This is a genomic window from Flocculibacter collagenilyticus (genome assembly GCF_016469335.1).
Taxonomy (GTDB): Bacteria; Pseudomonadota; Gammaproteobacteria; order Enterobacterales; family Alteromonadaceae; genus Flocculibacter; species Flocculibacter collagenilyticus.
The window spans coordinates 3136026-3150270 of sequence record NZ_CP059888.1 but is presented as its reverse complement, the minus strand read 5'-3'; the positions used below and the strand labels follow the sequence as shown (position 1 = coordinate 3150270).

Below are 14245 nucleotides of genomic sequence, written 5' to 3'. Positions count from 1 at the left end.
AGCTACTCAATAAGTGGAAACTCTAATAAGGAAGAAATTAACCATGCGCTTTTCAATTCTGTTAACGAGCATGTTAGCCATCGCATCGTTCAACTTACATGCTAAAAGTTTGGTTACGCAGAAAGCTGATATTACAGCATGTATTCAAGAGATTAAGCAAAATCTTAGACCACAAAGTTGCCGGTTTGAAATCCTGCAAAACCATAATGCTAAAGATGTATCTCGTACAAGACAAGATGCCTCTAAGATTGCACGTAAATTCAGACAGCTTTTGAGCTCATTAAGCACTGAAAATGAGCGTATTAACTTAGCCTTTGAAGCATTAACGTACTTAAACAATAGGCAAATAATCAAGCCGTTTATTGTAGTAGTTTCCAAAGGAAATGAGCAGGTTATCACCGTTGTGGTTAAATATAGTGAAAATGATAAAAGTGGCTACGGTATTAACTTAACGATGAACACGAATGAAAGCATAGTGTTTCTTAACTTGTTAGCGAGTGATCGTTATATTGCTAACAATACATACATCAATGATATTCGCAAAGTGCTTTTATTTTAAAACTTGAATAAATCGTCATGAAACGCGGCAGTGGAAATCGCCTTTAAGTACTGCCGCTAGTGTTTTTCCGCTTTGTATATTTTTCTATCCACGTTACTATTTACCTATCTAATAATAATTGCTTATGGGGATGGCCTAACCAATGCGCTTGTTCAATATTGTGTTGCTGGTTATTTTATTGTTCTCGGCCTATCGGTTATGGTTTGGTCATAACGGCGTTAAGGACTATCAAAAGTACCAAGGCGATGTAAATAAGCTAGTTGAAAGCAATCAAGAATTACAAAAACGCAATGAGTTGCTTGCGGCAGATGTCGCCGATTTAACAATTGGCACGGAAGGAATAGAAGAGCGTGCCCGTAATGAACTTGGGCTAATTAAAGAAGGTGAAACTTTTTTTAGAATTATTCCGCCAGAGGGGCGTTATTAACGATTAGTCACTTATACGACCCACCCATTTACTTTTTCACTTTCAATTTATAACGATCATAATGAAAAAAACACAGATTATTGCCGTTATTCCAGCTGCTGGCGTTGGGGCAAGAATGCAGGCTGATATACCTAAACAGTATTTGATGCTGCAAAACAAAACAATTTTAGAGCATACGGTAGAAAAGTTACTTAATCAGCCTGAAGTTGATCATATTGTAATTGCTATTTCTGACGGTGATGCCTACTACGCAGATCTCGCTATTGCCAATCACCCACGCGTTCATGTTGCGTCTGGCGGTAAAGAGCGAGCAGACTCGGTATTATCGGCACTTAACACTATTCTTAACTCTCCTAACTATTCAAAAACCGAGCAAAATACTTGGGCATTGGTGCATGATGCCGCAAGGCCATTGGTGAATAATCAAGATATCTCGCTGTTAATTCAAACATGCTTACATAATCAATATGGTGGTATTTTAGCGGCTCCTGTAAAAGATACGATGAAACAGGCAACAACGGTGAATGGTAGCGTTACCATTAATAAAACGATTGATCGTTCAGAGTTATGGCATGCCCTTACACCCCAGCTTTTTCCCTGCGAACTATTATGTAATGCAATTGAGCAAGCAATGAAACATAACATTGCCGTTACCGACGAAGCATCAGCCATTGAATATATTGGGGAGAAAGTGGCACTTGTTGAAGGTAGCGCTGAAAATATTAAAATTACCCGACCAGTCGACTTAAAGCTGGCTGCATTTTTAATGCAAGATGAATAAAGGAACAATATCCAATGATTAGAATTGGCCATGGTTACGACGTGCATAAATTTGGTGGTAGTGGTCCCATCACGATTGGTGGTGTAAAAATACCGCATCATGAAGGGTTGCTTGCCCATTCAGACGGTGATGTGGCACTGCACGCTTTATGCGATGCACTGCTAGGTTCAGTCGCATTAGGTGATATTGGTAAGCATTTTCCTGACACCGATGCAGAGTTTGAAAATATAGACAGCCGCATTTTGTTGCAAAAGGTGGTCGAGTCGGTCAAAGAGAAAGGCTACCAAGTAGGTAATGTAGATTTAACGATTGTTGCCCAAACACCTAAAATGGCACCGCATATTGTGGCGATGCGTGAACAAATCGCAACGTGTTTAAATGTTGCGATTGATCAAGTCAATGTGAAAGCAACAACAACCGAAAAGCTCGGTTTTGCAGGTCGTAAAGAAGGTATTGCAGCGCATGCTGTTGTGCTAGTTACAACACTATAATTTTGAAATATATTTAAGGCAATTTCCATGGCTAACTCGCAGCAACCTCATAACAGCGACGACAGTGACTTCGATTTTAAAAAACAATTTAATCAATTAGCTTACTTACATGGTACACCTGAAGCTACAGGTGTTATTCGACGTCATCCTGACGATTTTCGGGTTGAAGAACAGCTCGACTTTGAGCTAACTGGCGAAGGCGAACATGTTTGCTTATATATTGAAAAAATCGGTGAAAACACGCAATTTGTCGCTAAAAAGTTAGCAAAATTTGCTGGCGTGAAAATTCGTGATGTGAGCTACGCAGGATTAAAAGACAGGAATGCAATAACGCGTCAGTGGTTTAGTGTGCCAGTACCGATTAAGAAAGAATTAGATTGGGACGCTTTTTCTACTGATACGATTAAAGTGATTGAGCACACAAGGCATCAAAAGAAGCTTCGCACTGGGTGTTTGTCGGGTAATAAGTTCACATTAGTCATACGCGACATTGAAAATTATACAGCCTTGGTTCGCCGCCTAGGGCTGATAGAGTCACTCGGAGTGCCTAATTATTTTGGTGAGCAACGCTTTGGTATTGAAGGTAATAATTTACAACTAGCAGAGCGGATGTTCGCAGGTGAAGCAATTCGTGATAAAAAGCTGCGCGGATTAGTGATTTCAGCGGCACGTTCTTGGTTATTTAATTTAATTGTAAGTAAGCGCGCCGAGCAAAATGTGCTGACTTCGCCGTTAGAAGGCGATTTGTTTATGTTCCCCGATGTTAATTCATATTTTGCTGCACCGCTTGATGAACCAACGTTACAACGCCTCGCTAAACAAGAGATTTGTTTGTCAGCTCCGTTAGTAGGTAACGAGTTAGCCTTTGCTAAAGATGATGCTGGCGCCATAGAGCAATCAGCCGTTACTGATTATCAAGCGTGGATCGCTGGGCTAGATGCGTTACGAGCGGGTAATGACAGAAGACGTGTCATATTGAAGCCGTTGACATTTACCTATGAAAAAATAGACGATAGCAGCATTGTTTTATCATTTACCTTACCGTCTGGCTGTTTTGCAACCAGCTTATTAAGAGAAGCGATAAATTACAGCGATTACAGTGATGTATTAAGATCTCAATATAATAAGAGCTAACCTTATGCGAATTTTATTAAGTAATGATGATGGGGCGCATGCTCCGGGAATAAAAAAGTTATACGATGCGCTTGTTACCATTGCCGATGTAAAAGTGGTTGCCCCAGATAGAAACTGTAGCGGTGCCAGTAATTCTTTAACATTATTAAACCCATTGCGCGTGCATATGCTTGAAAATGGTTTTGCATCGATTAATGGTACCCCCACAGATTGTGTACATTTGGCCATTAACCAGTTATATGACGGTCAGCCAGATTTAGTCGTGGCGGGTATTAATCACGGTGCTAATTTAGGCGATGATGTACTGTATTCAGGCACGGTAGCCGCCGCGACAGAAGGGCGTCATATGGGGTTACCAGCTATTGCTGTGTCGCTAGTTGGTAAAGAAGAAAAGCATTATGAAACCGCCGCGGCAGTCACCGTTAAAGTGATTCAACGTTTACGAACACATCCGTTACCTGCTGATCAAATTTTAAATATAAATGTGCCCGATGTGCCGCTAAATGAGATTAAAGGTGTTAAAGTCACGCGATTAGGACAGCGACATAAAGCAGAAACAATGACTGCACAGGTTGACCCTTGGGGTCGTGCAATTTATTGGTATGGTTCGCTAGGTTCGGAGCTAGACGCAGGAGAAGGCACTGATTTTGAAGCAGTTAGCCAAGGTTATGCTTCTATCACACCATTAACCGTTGATATGACGGCTTACAATAGCATTGAAAGTTTAGCAAACTGGATGAGCGAAGTAGATTTCAGTAATACACAGTAAGGGGGCTCGGTTAGCTAACCTTGCGATTGAATAAAAATGGAATTCGCCCATGAATAATAACTCCCCTAGGAGTCCTGAGCAGCTTGCCCAACTGCTGGAACGAGAAGGTATAAAAAACCGTCACGTATTACGCGCTATCGCTAATACGCCTAGGCACATATTTTTACCGCAAACGCTCACGCATAAAGCGTATGAGAATACGGCATTGCCAATAGGACAAGGGCAAACACTGTCACAACCCTACATTGTAGCAAGAATGACTGAACTGTTACTTGAAGATGGGCCGAAAAAGAACGTGCTTGAAGTGGGCACGGGATCAGGCTATCAAACCGCTATATTAGCGCAACTAGTTGAACACGTTTGCAGTATCGAGCGCATTCAAACATTGCAGTTTCAGGCAAAGCGTAGATTAAAGCAGCTCGATTTATATAACATTTCAACTAAATATGGCGATGGCTGGCAGGGGTGGGAGTCAAAAGCGCCATTTGATGCCATCATTGTTACCGCCGCTCCACCTACCGTGCCTGAGGCATTATTACAACAATTGGCGGAAGGTGGCAGGTTAGTGATCCCCGTTGGGGCTGATGTTCAGGTGCTTGAAGTGATTACACGCGAAGGCAATAAATTTAAAAGTACACAGGTAGAATCAGTTAGGTTTGTGCCGTTAGTACCAGGAGAATTAAAGTGAAGTTGTTCACCTATTTGTATGATTTAGCGTTACGTTGGGCAAAGCATAGACATGCCCCTGCTTACTTATCAGGCCTAACATTTGCGGAGTCTGTTTTCTTTCCCATTCCACCCGATGTGATGCTGGCTCCTATGTCGCTCGCTAAGCCGCATCGCGCTTGGCACTATGCACTATTAACCACCGTTGCTTCTGTGCTGGGTGGCGCAGTAGGCTATTTGTTGGGATATGCCTTATTCGAGCCAGTTGTCGCACCGATGATAGAAAGCTTTGGTTACACTGATAAGTTCGACACCATTCTTGCTTGGTTTACCGAGTGGGGAATTTGGGTGGTGTTTTTAGCAGGTTTTACACCTATTCCGTATAAATTATTTACAGTAAGCGCAGGCTTGCTGAATATGTTGTTTATTCCGTTTATTGTTGCATCGTTTGTGAGCCGCGGTTTACGCTTCTTTTTAGTGGCAGGTTTAATGCGTTGGGGCGGAGCTGAAATGGAACATAAGTTAAGACGTTACGTTGATGTGATTGGTTGGAGTGTAATTATATTGGCGGTAGTCGCCTTTTTGATTTACCGATAGCCTAACTTTAAGTTGGTGAAATATCGTAAAGAAAAAACGATAGAACCTGATGAGTAGAAGTCATTGTTTGGGAGTTTGCATAGCGTGATAAAACACTACAGCATACTTATTGTGTTAGTCATACTGTTAGCGTCATGCTCGCAACGCCATACTCCTGCGCCAGTGGTTGCTGTTTCGTCAGGTTCTGAAGCGAATATTACTCGAAAGAAAAATTCGATTCGCAGCGATAAATATGTAGTAAAAAAAGGTGAAACACTCTTTTCAATTGCGTGGCGGGCAGGTGTTGACTTTCGACACTTAGCGGCGATTAATCGCATCAATAAACCTTACCGAATTTATCCCGGGCAAGTACTGAACTTAACCACCAAAAGTGCAGCACAATACGCCCAGAAAAAAAATCAAAAAAAACAAATCCATACTCAAAGACCAAGCGTAAATAAAAAAGCTACTGCCCCAAGTGGGAGTACAAATGTTAGCTCAAAAAATAATCAAAAAAAACTTGCGGATACAAAAAGAGGGGAGTATGGTCATAGTAAGCCTGTAAATTCAGTACCAGATAAAAAGCCAACTAAATCAAAGTCAAACAAGATTAGAAGTTGGATTTGGCCAACTAAAGGCAAGGTGATATCGCCATTTTCTAATAGTGAAAGTGGTAATAAAGGAATCGATATTTCAGGAAGAAAAGGTCAACAAATTTTGGCCGCTGCCGATGGAAAAGTAGTATACGCAGGAAGCGCATTAAGAGGTTATGGTAACTTAATCATTATTAAACATAATGATGATTATTTAAGCGCCTACGCACATAACGCTAAATTATTGGTTGGTGAAAAAGCGCAAATTAAAGCAGGACAACATATCGCAGATATGGGAAGTACCGATGCAGCCAGTACAAGGTTGCATTTTGAAATTAGATACCGAGGCAAATCCGTCAATCCTTTGAAGTATTTGCCGAAACGTTAGTTATTTAGATCAATAGGATGTAGTTACTCAGGAAAGTATTAATTAAAGACAAATTGTTGTCGTTTTGGTTATTGGGAGAAAAACTATGGTACAGGTACAAAATCCAGAGAACATGGTAGAGTATTCGACTGATGATAAGATTGAGCCACTCATTGACTTAGATGAGAATGACCCTCCTACCATCAACAAAACGGCAGAAAGTAGCGCCGACACTGAGGATGACGTATTCAAAAAAGAAGACGTACAGAAGACCCTCGACGCCACCCAGCTTTATCTAGGCGAAATAGGCTTTTCTCCCTTACTTTCTGCTGAAGAAGAAGTATTTTATGCTCGCAAAGCCTTAAAAGGCGATGAAGCTTCCCGCAAACGTATGATTGAAAGCAACCTAAGATTGGTTGTTAAAATTGCCCGCCGTTATAACAACCGTGGTTTAGCATTGCTAGATTTAATTGAAGAAGGCAATTTAGGCTTAATTCGCGCGGTTGAAAAATTTGATCCAGAACGCGGTTTCCGCTTCTCCACATATGCAACATGGTGGATTAGGCAAACTATTGAGCGTGCGATCATGAATCAAACACGCACCATTCGCTTGCCGATTCATGTGGTAAAAGAGCTAAATGTATACTTACGCACAGCCCGCGAACTTGCACAGCAACTTGATCACGAGCCCACTGCTGAAGAAATCGCTGAAAAATTAGATCGCCCCGTAGAAGAAGTTAGCAAAATGCTTCGTCTTAATGAAAAAATTTCATCGGTGGATATGCCGATTGGGGGGGATTCAGACAAAGCGCTACTTGATGTGATTGCAGACGAAAAAGGCATGGGACCAGAGCTTAAGCTACAAGATGACGATATTAAACATAGTATTGTGCATTGGCTAGAAGAGCTAAACCCTAAGCAACGAGAAGTGCTAGCTAGACGCTTTGGCTTATTAGGCTACGAACAATCTACCCTTGAAGATGTTGGTAAAGAAATTGGTTTAACACGCGAACGTGTACGACAAATTCAGGTAGAAGCATTGCGCCGCCTTAAAGATATTGTGACGCATGAAGGGCTAAATATAGAGTCGTTGTTTCAGCAATAAAGGGTGATGCGCCCGCCTTAATTGCTATAGCATATAAACACTTGAATAACTTTAAGTGTAACGTTTTCACAGAAACCTGAACAATGTAAGATATTGTTCAGGTTTTTTTTCGATTATAAGACAGTTACCTGAGTTAATGGGTACCAATAAATGATTAAAATAAGAGGTGTTATGTTTAGGTTCCGTCCGTCCAAATTAGCGACAGCAGGCTTGGCGATGATAGCGGCTAGTTCGTTAATCGCATGTACTGCAAATAACAGTGCTCAACAAGCCAATAAAATCGAGCTAGTACAGGTAAATCCTGATCCCTTCCCAAGTCAATATAAGTCGTTACCTAGCCAACCTACGTTAATTACGAATGTGACTATTTTAGATGGTATAGGCGGCAAAATAGAGCGCGGTCAATTATTAATGCGCGACGGAAAAGTGGTCGCGATTGCTGATATGAACGACGAAATTACGCAATTAAAGGCGGGTGAAAAAGTACAAACAATCAATGGTGCAGGTAAGTGGGTAACACCCGGTATTATTGATGTGCACAGTCATTTAGGCGTTTATGCCACGCCAGATGCGCATTCTCATGCTGACGGCAACGAGATGACAAAACCCGTAACGGCGGCAGTGTGGGCAGAGCATTCTATTTGGCCACAAGATCCCGGTTTTAGACGTGCAGTTGCTGGTGGCGTAACCGCAATGCAAATCTTACCGGGCTCAGCTAACTTAGTTGGTGGGCGTTCAGTTACGGTAAAAAATGTACCCGGCAGAGTGGTACAAGACATGAAGTTTCCAGGCGCACCTTACGGTTTAAAAATGGCGTGCGGTGAAAACCCAAAACGCGTTTATGGTAAAAAATCAGGCCCATCAACACGAATGGGTAATGTTGCTGGTTATCGACAAGCATGGGCAGACGCACAAGACTATCAACGTAGTTGGGATAAGTATTATAACGACGCGAAAAAAGACAAAAATGCAAAACCACCCAAGCGTAACCTAGAGCTTGAAACATTAGCAGGTGTGTTGGCTGGTGACATTATTGTGCATATGCATTGTTACCGTGCCGATGATATGGGCACCATGTTAGATGTGATGAAAGAGTTTAACTACCAAATTGGTAGCTTTCACCATGCAGTAGAGTCATACAAAATTGCTGACAAATTAGCACAAGAAGGCGTGTGCTCGTCAATGTGGGCAGATTGGTGGGGCTTTAAAATGGAAGCGTATGACGGCGTAAGAGAAAATATTCCAATGGTGCATCAAGCTGGCGCGTGTGCCATTGTGCATTCTGACAGTGACATTGGCATTCAACGCTTAAACCAAGAAGCCGCAAAAGCACTTTCTGATGGCCGCCGTGCAGGTATCGATATTAGCAAAGCAGATGCGTGGCAATGGCTTTCTGCTAATCCGGCAAAATCGCTGGGCATATTCGACCAAACGGGTTCATTAGAAGTCGGCAAAAATGCCGATGTAGTACTGTGGAATAACGATCCATTTTCTAGCTACACCCAAGCTGAAAAAGTATATGTTGATGGCGCATTAGTGTTCGATCGTAATAATAAAGATACTTGGCCTGTTAGCGATTTTGAAGTAGGGCAAACTGGTGAAGGAGACATAAAATGAGAAACATATTATTAGCCAGTATCGTTACGGCATTAGCGTCAGCATCTTATCAAGCAGGGGCCGAGAAAATAGCGATTGTGGGCGGCACGGTTTATACCATGACAAGCCAAACGGCAATGAAAAATACCACGGTCTTAATTAATAACGACAAAATTACCGCGGTAGGCCAGCAACTAGACATTCCTGATAGCTACCGCGTTATAAATGCTAACGGTAAAGTTGTTACGCCTGGCTTTATGGGGGCGTACACAGCATTAGGATTAGTAGAAGTAGACCTATCTGCGGGCACAGTAGATGCTTCAGTAAAAGACGCAAACTACAGCGCAGCGTTAGATGTATCGTATGCAGTAAACCCTGATTCTAGCTTAATTGATATTACGCGCATTGAAGGTTTTACCCATGCAGCTACCGCAATGCAGTACGGCGCTAAACTATTTTACGGACAAGGTGCGGTTATTTCGTTAGGTGATGAAGCCAACTTAGTGACCAAAGCTAAAGCATTTATGGCACTGGATGTAACAAATAACGGAGCAGATGCGAATGGCGGAAGCCGTGCAGCGCTATGGGTGAAGTTAGTTAGTGCACTAACCGAAGCTAGCTATGTTACCGATAATATGAAAAACCAAATGCTAGCACCCAGTGCAGAATGGCACGGAGAGTGGAGCAAAGCAGACTTAAACGCATTAGCACCAGTAGTAACAGGTAAAATGCCACTGCTCGTTAAAGCTGATCGCGCCAGTGATATACGTCAAATACTAGCGCTAAAAAAACAGTTTAAGAATTTAAACATCACACTAGTAGGTGCTGATGAAGCATGGCGTGTAGCAGAAGAATTAGCGGCAGCTAGCATATCAGTGATTTTAAGCCCTGAATCTAACCTACCGTATAGCTTTGAGTCACTAGGTGCGACTCAGGCCACCGCTGGCAGGTTAGAAAAAGCGGGCGTTGCGGTTGCAATCGGCATCGACACTCATAACATTCGCTTAGCACCACAAAGTGCAGCCAATGCCGTTGCTAACGGCTTATCGTGGCATGGTGCACTAGCATCACTAACAACAGTGCCTGCAAAAATTTATGGTATTGATAACGAGGTTGGCACAATTGAAAGTGGCAAACGCGCTAATTTGGTAGTGTGGTCAGGTGACCCGCTAGAAGTCATGGAAGCTGCTGAGCACGTAATTATTAACGGCAAAGCCATTGAAATGAGCTCTCGTCAAACCAAGTTACGAGACCGCTATTTAAAATTGAACGTGGATAAAACGCATCAATATATAAAACCTAATTAACAACTTTATGGCCACTACTTAAGTGGCCTTTTTTATACCTTCTTAAAAAGAAAAGTTATGAACTACCAACCAATCAATTTTGAAGAAAAGTTTACTAAATTTAATGAAACGTGGTCACCAAAAGTGATAGCAGCCATGAACGACTACCAATTTAAATTGGTAAAAGTTGAAGGGGAATTTGTATGGCATCAACATGAAGATACCGACGAAGTGTTTATGGTACTTGAAGGTACATTAGATATTCATTTTAGAGATGGCAAAGTAACATTAGTAGCAGGTGAAATGTACGTTATACCTAAGGGTGTTGAGCATAAGCCTATTGCCGAACAAGCATGCAAAATAATGATTATTGAACCCAAAGGGGTTATTAATACAGGAGATGCAAGTAGCGAGTTAACGGCTGAAACAGATATATGGATTTGACCGCCTTAACAGTGATATGGAAATATCTCGATATAAAAAACTTAAGGCATTTAGTGCTAGGGCTTGAGTTTGGGCGGCAACACCCTTCTTATGGATTAAGTAGCTTAAATATGCTTAAACTTCATTGTCTCCCATAGCTGAAGGATGCTGCATATTATGGAAACGAATGTAAGAGGCAATGACTCTTGTGTAACTTTCAATTGTTCGTTTAGCGTATTTTCTTCCGTACATATATTCTGAAATATATTGCAAAAATGGTGATTTCATTAATAACATTCCCTGTTGATTTGACACTGGCTTTATATACAGTTGTAGTGATAATGTCAAATAACAGCAGATATACGACAAAATGTCCTTTTGCAACATCTAAAAAACATACAGCTCTAGAGAGCTTATTGCATATAGGTTGTAGCCGTGGTAAAAACACACATGAATATTATTTCCCATTTTGGGGTGTTTAATCACCCCAAAATGGGATCCAATAAATTGTTATGTTCTATAGTTAGAGATCACTATAAATGGAAATATTTCTAAAAATCTTGTCTGGTGTGGCTATTGCCGGATTAAGCTCATGGATTACGGTGCATTTATCTCTGAAGAGATTTCGAACTGAAAAGTGGTGGGAAAAGAAAGCGCAGGCATATTCGAATCTACTTGGTGTAATTCATGATGCCAAAGCTTTCGCGGAGGAGAATTTGGAGGCAACGTGCCGCGGTCGAGAACTATCTGATGAAGAGGATAAAGAGCTAAGAGCAAAATCGCGTGCGGCTGAAGCGGAAATTTATAGAGCGATGGATGTGGGCGCTTTTTATCTGTCACCGGAGGCTATTGACTGCCTTAAACTTTATAAAAAAGAATCCTCTGAGGCCGGCCAAGACAACTCTTGGGTGCTTTATCTACAAGAAGATCTTGATGCCACAAGTAAATGCCTTACATCCATGATAGAGCTAGCTAGGAAGGATTTGCAGGTCAAATGAACATAACAAACGCGTCAATCAGGACGCTCGCAAGCTCGCGCCTATTACGCGGGCGTTAAGTGCCAATGGAAACATCTGACCACAACCATGACATAGATTGCTGGCCATTTCAGTGCAGTCAAAATCAGTTAGCTATAACGACCAAGTTTGTAATGGAGCAGTCTAAACCTATATTAGCAATCCTTCATGATGATGAAGGTGATTGGCAAGTGTTGTGCGACACCACTAATGATCCAGATGATGGTATGGTTGTTTGCTTAGGTTGTTTATACAAAAAGTTTCCATTTATTGGTCAATTCTCAACTCTTCCGCGTGGCTGGGAAGCATACAGAAAAGCTGAAAAAGCGGAGTGGAAGAAAGGTGAAATTGAGTGGGAGTAATGGCACTTAACAACAACTTAAACACGCCCGCAGGTGCGGGCTGGGACAATAACATGGGGCCGCTTCGCGATTATAGCCCCATGTTATTGCCCGTTAAGTAAAAGTTAGCTGCTAGAAGGTATTTGAAATGTTTTTATCAATAATTTACCTTGGAATAAGTTTGTTTTTTACATATGGCACCTATGTAAGTTTACCGCGAAATGGATGCTATCCTATTAGCAAGGGTGGTCCAGAAGTTTGTGTAGATTTCCAAGGCTTTGAGCTTATTACCATTTTCTACTTTGTATTCGCTTTATTGTTTGCAGTACTAGCGCTCTTAAGAGTACTCAAAAAGGTAAATTTGACTAACCTTAATACATACAATTCTGAAGACTTGTCAAATAATGACTTTTAAAATCACAGCTAACAAACAAATCATGGCCGACGCGCAAACAGCGCGCGCCGCATATTCGAAGCGTTAGGCAAAAAGAAGTGAAAACACATGAGTTGGAAACCGCTGTCTGAGCTAGAGCTATGGGATCTCATAAATTATGCATGGGATCGTATGACATTAAAGCAGAGAAAATACTGGGAAATCATCAAAGTTGATCCTGCAAAGTGGCAAGAGCCAAGTTATGGTGAATTAGGTGGTGGTTTTTGGGTAGTCGCTATATTTGGAAATCAGGTACTTTGGTATAACGACATAGAGGATGGTTTCAATTTATCTGTCTATCAATCATACGGTACAATCACTGAATATTGGTGTAATCAGGATCGACTTGACGAAGCAGTACAAAATGTCATTGGCATATTTGAGAGTGGTTTTGATTCAAGTGGCAAAGTTGGTGGACCAGAAAGTGTTGCCTAACAAGCGCCTCCAGCGGACACGCAAGCTTCCGCGGCTTTGTGTCCATTCCGCTGCGCTGCATTCTACACAAATCCGCTCCAACTTGCGTGCGCGCTGAGGCGGGCGTTAGGCATACTAAATTGAAGCATCCAGTTTCGTTGAAAATATTAACTTTAATCGTACTTATTTGGTGTGTTGCTATACCGTACCTTTGGGTGTTTAACTTTGCAGCAGCAATTAATATTGATCTCATCGGTTCTTTTCAATACTTTGCACCAGAGTTAATTACTTCATTGTTGGCTCTTATGTGCTTAATTGGTCTTTACACTAAACAGAGTTGGGTTGTAACTATTGGGCTTTTTAGCGCAGTTCTACTTCCTATTTTAAAAACAATACTTGGTAGTCCAACAATTGGTGCATGGCTAATAACTTCGTTACTAATGGTCGTACTTTCGTGGCAGGTTGCAAAACTCAAAAAGTTGAAACCGTATGCCTAACAAAAACATCATGGTGGGAATTTTACTCGCTGGCCTTCGGCCAAAAGCGCTCCTAAAATCCCCATATGTTAAGCGTTATGTGCCAGCAGCAAAGTATTTCATAGGAAGAATAAATTAAATGTCAGTTGATCAAGAATTTTATACTGCAATCGTAAACAACGATTTAAAAACTGCTAAGTTACTCATTAAAGAGAATTCGGTAAATATTAATCATACTGAGCCAAATTTTAATAAAACAGCTCTATCAAGTTCAGCATATCTTGGGCTTACAAAGTGCGTTGATTATTTACTCAGTATCGGCGTTGACATCGATAAGACAGATGGCTTGGATATGACGCCCCTAATGACAGCATGCAGTAGTGGTAAAGTTAAAGGTTCTAGAGTTGCTTTAAAGCTTATAGAGCATGGAGCTAATGTTAATTATGTTCGAGAGGATGATGAAATGACAGCGTTAAAGTTTGCTGTTGGTGACTGCAAACCAGAAGTAATCGAAGCTCTCATTCAAGCTGGTGCCGATATCGATGGACCACAAAATTCTGAGCAAACTGCTTTGATGCTTGCTGCCAGAAACAACCATATTTCAGCATTAAAAATTCTAGTCGAAGCCGGAGCAGATATTAAGGCTAAATGTAAACTTCCTTGGGCTAAAGGACTTACGGCACTAGATTTAGCAAAACTACAGAACCATAAAAAAGCATCTCAGTATTTATCAAGCATCGATGGCACATAACAAGGCGCTTAACACGTTCACTTCGTTCACTGGGACAGTAA

18 protein-coding genes and 1 pseudogene are annotated in these 14245 nt (G+C 41.4%); 18 read left to right on the top strand and 1 reads right to left on the bottom strand.

All coding sequences use genetic code 11. The annotated features are described in order from the left end of the window. Positions 1 to 43 precede the first annotated feature (43 nt). From HUU81_RS13995 to HUU81_RS13935, 13 genes are all read left to right on the top strand, one after another. The gene (locus tag HUU81_RS13995) at positions 44 to 559 is read left to right on the top strand and encodes a hypothetical protein (RefSeq protein ID WP_199609549.1); all 516 of its coding nucleotides are present in this window, start codon (positions 44 to 46) and stop codon (positions 557 to 559) included. A 142-nt stretch (positions 560 to 701) separates the two neighbouring features. Next, the gene (gene ftsB, locus HUU81_RS13990) at positions 702 to 986 is read left to right on the top strand and encodes a cell division protein FtsB (RefSeq protein WP_199609548.1); all 285 of its coding nucleotides are present in this window, start codon (positions 702 to 704) and stop codon (positions 984 to 986) included. Between the two features lie 61 nt (positions 987 to 1047). After that, positions 1048 to 1767: a 2-C-methyl-D-erythritol 4-phosphate cytidylyltransferase gene (gene ispD, locus HUU81_RS13985; protein ID WP_199609547.1), complete on the top strand. Its 720-nt coding sequence runs from the start codon at positions 1048 to 1050 to the stop codon at positions 1765 to 1767. A gap of 14 nt (positions 1768 to 1781) precedes the next feature. Then, positions 1782 to 2258 carry a 2-C-methyl-D-erythritol 2,4-cyclodiphosphate synthase gene (gene ispF / locus HUU81_RS13980; protein ID WP_199609546.1) on the top strand — a complete coding sequence of 159 codons (477 nt, stop codon included), beginning with the start codon at positions 1782 to 1784 and terminating at the stop codon, positions 2256 to 2258. A 27-nt stretch (positions 2259 to 2285) separates the two neighbouring features. Next, positions 2286 to 3392 (top strand): tRNA pseudouridine(13) synthase TruD, encoded by a 1107-nt coding sequence (gene truD, locus HUU81_RS13975; protein ID WP_199609545.1) that lies wholly within the window; start codon positions 2286 to 2288, stop codon positions 3390 to 3392. Between the two features lie 4 nt (positions 3393 to 3396). Further along, positions 3397 to 4161 carry a 5'/3'-nucleotidase SurE gene (gene surE / locus HUU81_RS13970; protein WP_199609544.1) on the top strand — a complete coding sequence of 255 codons (765 nt, stop codon included), beginning with the start codon at positions 3397 to 3399 and terminating at the stop codon, positions 4159 to 4161. A 49-nt stretch (positions 4162 to 4210) separates the two neighbouring features. Further along, complete coding sequence (locus tag HUU81_RS13965; RefSeq protein ID WP_199609543.1) at positions 4211 to 4849, top strand: protein-L-isoaspartate(D-aspartate) O-methyltransferase; 639 nt, start codon at positions 4211 to 4213, stop codon at positions 4847 to 4849. Continuing rightward, positions 4846 to 5424: a YqaA family protein gene (locus HUU81_RS13960; RefSeq protein WP_199609542.1), complete on the top strand. Its 579-nt coding sequence runs from the start codon at positions 4846 to 4848 to the stop codon at positions 5422 to 5424. Before HUU81_RS13965 ends, HUU81_RS13960 begins: the two co-directional genes overlap by 4 nt. Positions 5425 to 5508: 84 nt before the next feature. Continuing rightward, positions 5509 to 6384: a peptidoglycan DD-metalloendopeptidase family protein gene (locus HUU81_RS13955; RefSeq protein WP_199609541.1), complete on the top strand. Its 876-nt coding sequence runs from the start codon at positions 5509 to 5511 to the stop codon at positions 6382 to 6384. 85 nt (positions 6385 to 6469) lie between these two features. Further along, complete coding sequence (rpoS, locus tag HUU81_RS13950) at positions 6470 to 7468, top strand: RNA polymerase sigma factor RpoS (protein ID WP_233520511.1); 999 nt, start codon at positions 6470 to 6472, stop codon at positions 7466 to 7468. Positions 7469 to 7618: 150 nt separating this feature from the next. Beyond that, entirely contained in the window at positions 7619 to 9085 is a 1467-nt protein-coding gene (locus HUU81_RS13945; protein ID WP_407644826.1) for an amidohydrolase, read from the top strand. Beyond that, positions 9082 to 10371 carry an amidohydrolase family protein gene (locus HUU81_RS13940; protein WP_199609540.1) on the top strand — a complete coding sequence of 430 codons (1290 nt, stop codon included), beginning with the start codon at positions 9082 to 9084 and terminating at the stop codon, positions 10369 to 10371. Before HUU81_RS13945 ends, HUU81_RS13940 begins: the two co-directional genes overlap by 4 nt. A 57-nt stretch (positions 10372 to 10428) precedes the next feature. Next, positions 10429 to 10794 carry a cupin domain-containing protein gene (locus tag HUU81_RS13935; RefSeq protein ID WP_199609539.1) on the top strand — a complete coding sequence of 122 codons (366 nt, stop codon included), beginning with the start codon at positions 10429 to 10431 and terminating at the stop codon, positions 10792 to 10794. Here HUU81_RS13935 and HUU81_RS17585 read toward each other — a convergent pair. Then, positions 10765 to 11061: pseudogene (locus tag HUU81_RS17585) on the bottom strand (site-specific integrase). The gene HUU81_RS13935 and the pseudogene HUU81_RS17585 sit on opposite strands and share 30 nt — an antisense overlap. Before the next feature lie 251 nt (positions 11062 to 11312). Between HUU81_RS17585 and HUU81_RS13925 the strand changes: the two are divergent. The 5 genes from HUU81_RS13925 (at position 11313) to HUU81_RS13905 (ending at position 14204) form a co-directional block, all read left to right on the top strand. Beyond that, positions 11313 to 11771 (top strand): hypothetical protein, encoded by a 459-nt coding sequence (locus HUU81_RS13925; RefSeq protein ID WP_199609538.1) that lies wholly within the window; start codon positions 11313 to 11315, stop codon positions 11769 to 11771. Between the two features lie 65 nt (positions 11772 to 11836). Next, positions 11837 to 12151 (top strand): hypothetical protein, encoded by a 315-nt coding sequence (locus tag HUU81_RS13920; RefSeq protein WP_199612135.1) that lies wholly within the window; start codon positions 11837 to 11839, stop codon positions 12149 to 12151. 481 nt (positions 12152 to 12632) lie between these two features. After that, positions 12633 to 12998, top strand: coding sequence for a hypothetical protein (locus HUU81_RS13915; protein ID WP_199609537.1), 366 nt, complete (start codon positions 12633 to 12635; stop codon positions 12996 to 12998). A gap of 119 nt (positions 12999 to 13117) precedes the next feature. Then, positions 13118 to 13474 carry a hypothetical protein gene (locus tag HUU81_RS13910; RefSeq protein WP_199609536.1) on the top strand — a complete coding sequence of 119 codons (357 nt, stop codon included), beginning with the start codon at positions 13118 to 13120 and terminating at the stop codon, positions 13472 to 13474. 118 nt (positions 13475 to 13592) lie between these two features. Beyond that, positions 13593 to 14204: an ankyrin repeat domain-containing protein gene (locus HUU81_RS13905; protein ID WP_199609535.1), complete on the top strand. Its 612-nt coding sequence runs from the start codon at positions 13593 to 13595 to the stop codon at positions 14202 to 14204. Positions 14205 to 14245: the final 41 nt, after the last annotated feature.

Coding starts and splice junctions, on each gene's coding strand:
- ftsB (WP_199609548.1), top strand. CDS start 702: ATGCGCTTGTTCAATATTGTGTTGCTGGTTATTTTATTGTTCTCGGCC.
- HUU81_RS13905 (WP_199609535.1), top strand. CDS start 13,593: ATGTCAGTTGATCAAGAATTTTATACTGCAATCGTAAACAACGATTTA.
- ispF (WP_199609546.1), top strand. CDS start 1,782: ATGATTAGAATTGGCCATGGTTACGACGTGCATAAATTTGGTGGTAGT.
- truD (WP_199609545.1), top strand. CDS start 2,286: ATGGCTAACTCGCAGCAACCTCATAACAGCGACGACAGTGACTTCGAT.
- HUU81_RS13920 (WP_199612135.1), top strand. CDS start 11,837: ATGGAAACATCTGACCACAACCATGACATAGATTGCTGGCCATTTCAG.
- HUU81_RS13965 (WP_199609543.1), top strand. CDS start 4,211: ATGAATAATAACTCCCCTAGGAGTCCTGAGCAGCTTGCCCAACTGCTG.
- HUU81_RS13940 (WP_199609540.1), top strand. CDS start 9,082: ATGAGAAACATATTATTAGCCAGTATCGTTACGGCATTAGCGTCAGCA.
- surE (WP_199609544.1), top strand. CDS start 3,397: ATGCGAATTTTATTAAGTAATGATGATGGGGCGCATGCTCCGGGAATA.
- HUU81_RS13945 (WP_407644826.1), top strand. CDS start 7,619: ATGATTAAAATAAGAGGTGTTATGTTTAGGTTCCGTCCGTCCAAATTA.
- rpoS (WP_233520511.1), top strand. CDS start 6,470: ATGGTACAGGTACAAAATCCAGAGAACATGGTAGAGTATTCGACTGAT.
- HUU81_RS13935 (WP_199609539.1), top strand. CDS start 10,429: ATGAACTACCAACCAATCAATTTTGAAGAAAAGTTTACTAAATTTAAT.
- HUU81_RS13915 (WP_199609537.1), top strand. CDS start 12,633: ATGAGTTGGAAACCGCTGTCTGAGCTAGAGCTATGGGATCTCATAAAT.
- HUU81_RS13995 (WP_199609549.1), top strand. CDS start 44: ATGCGCTTTTCAATTCTGTTAACGAGCATGTTAGCCATCGCATCGTTC.
- HUU81_RS13925 (WP_199609538.1), top strand. CDS start 11,313: ATGGAAATATTTCTAAAAATCTTGTCTGGTGTGGCTATTGCCGGATTA.
- ispD (WP_199609547.1), top strand. CDS start 1,048: ATGAAAAAAACACAGATTATTGCCGTTATTCCAGCTGCTGGCGTTGGG.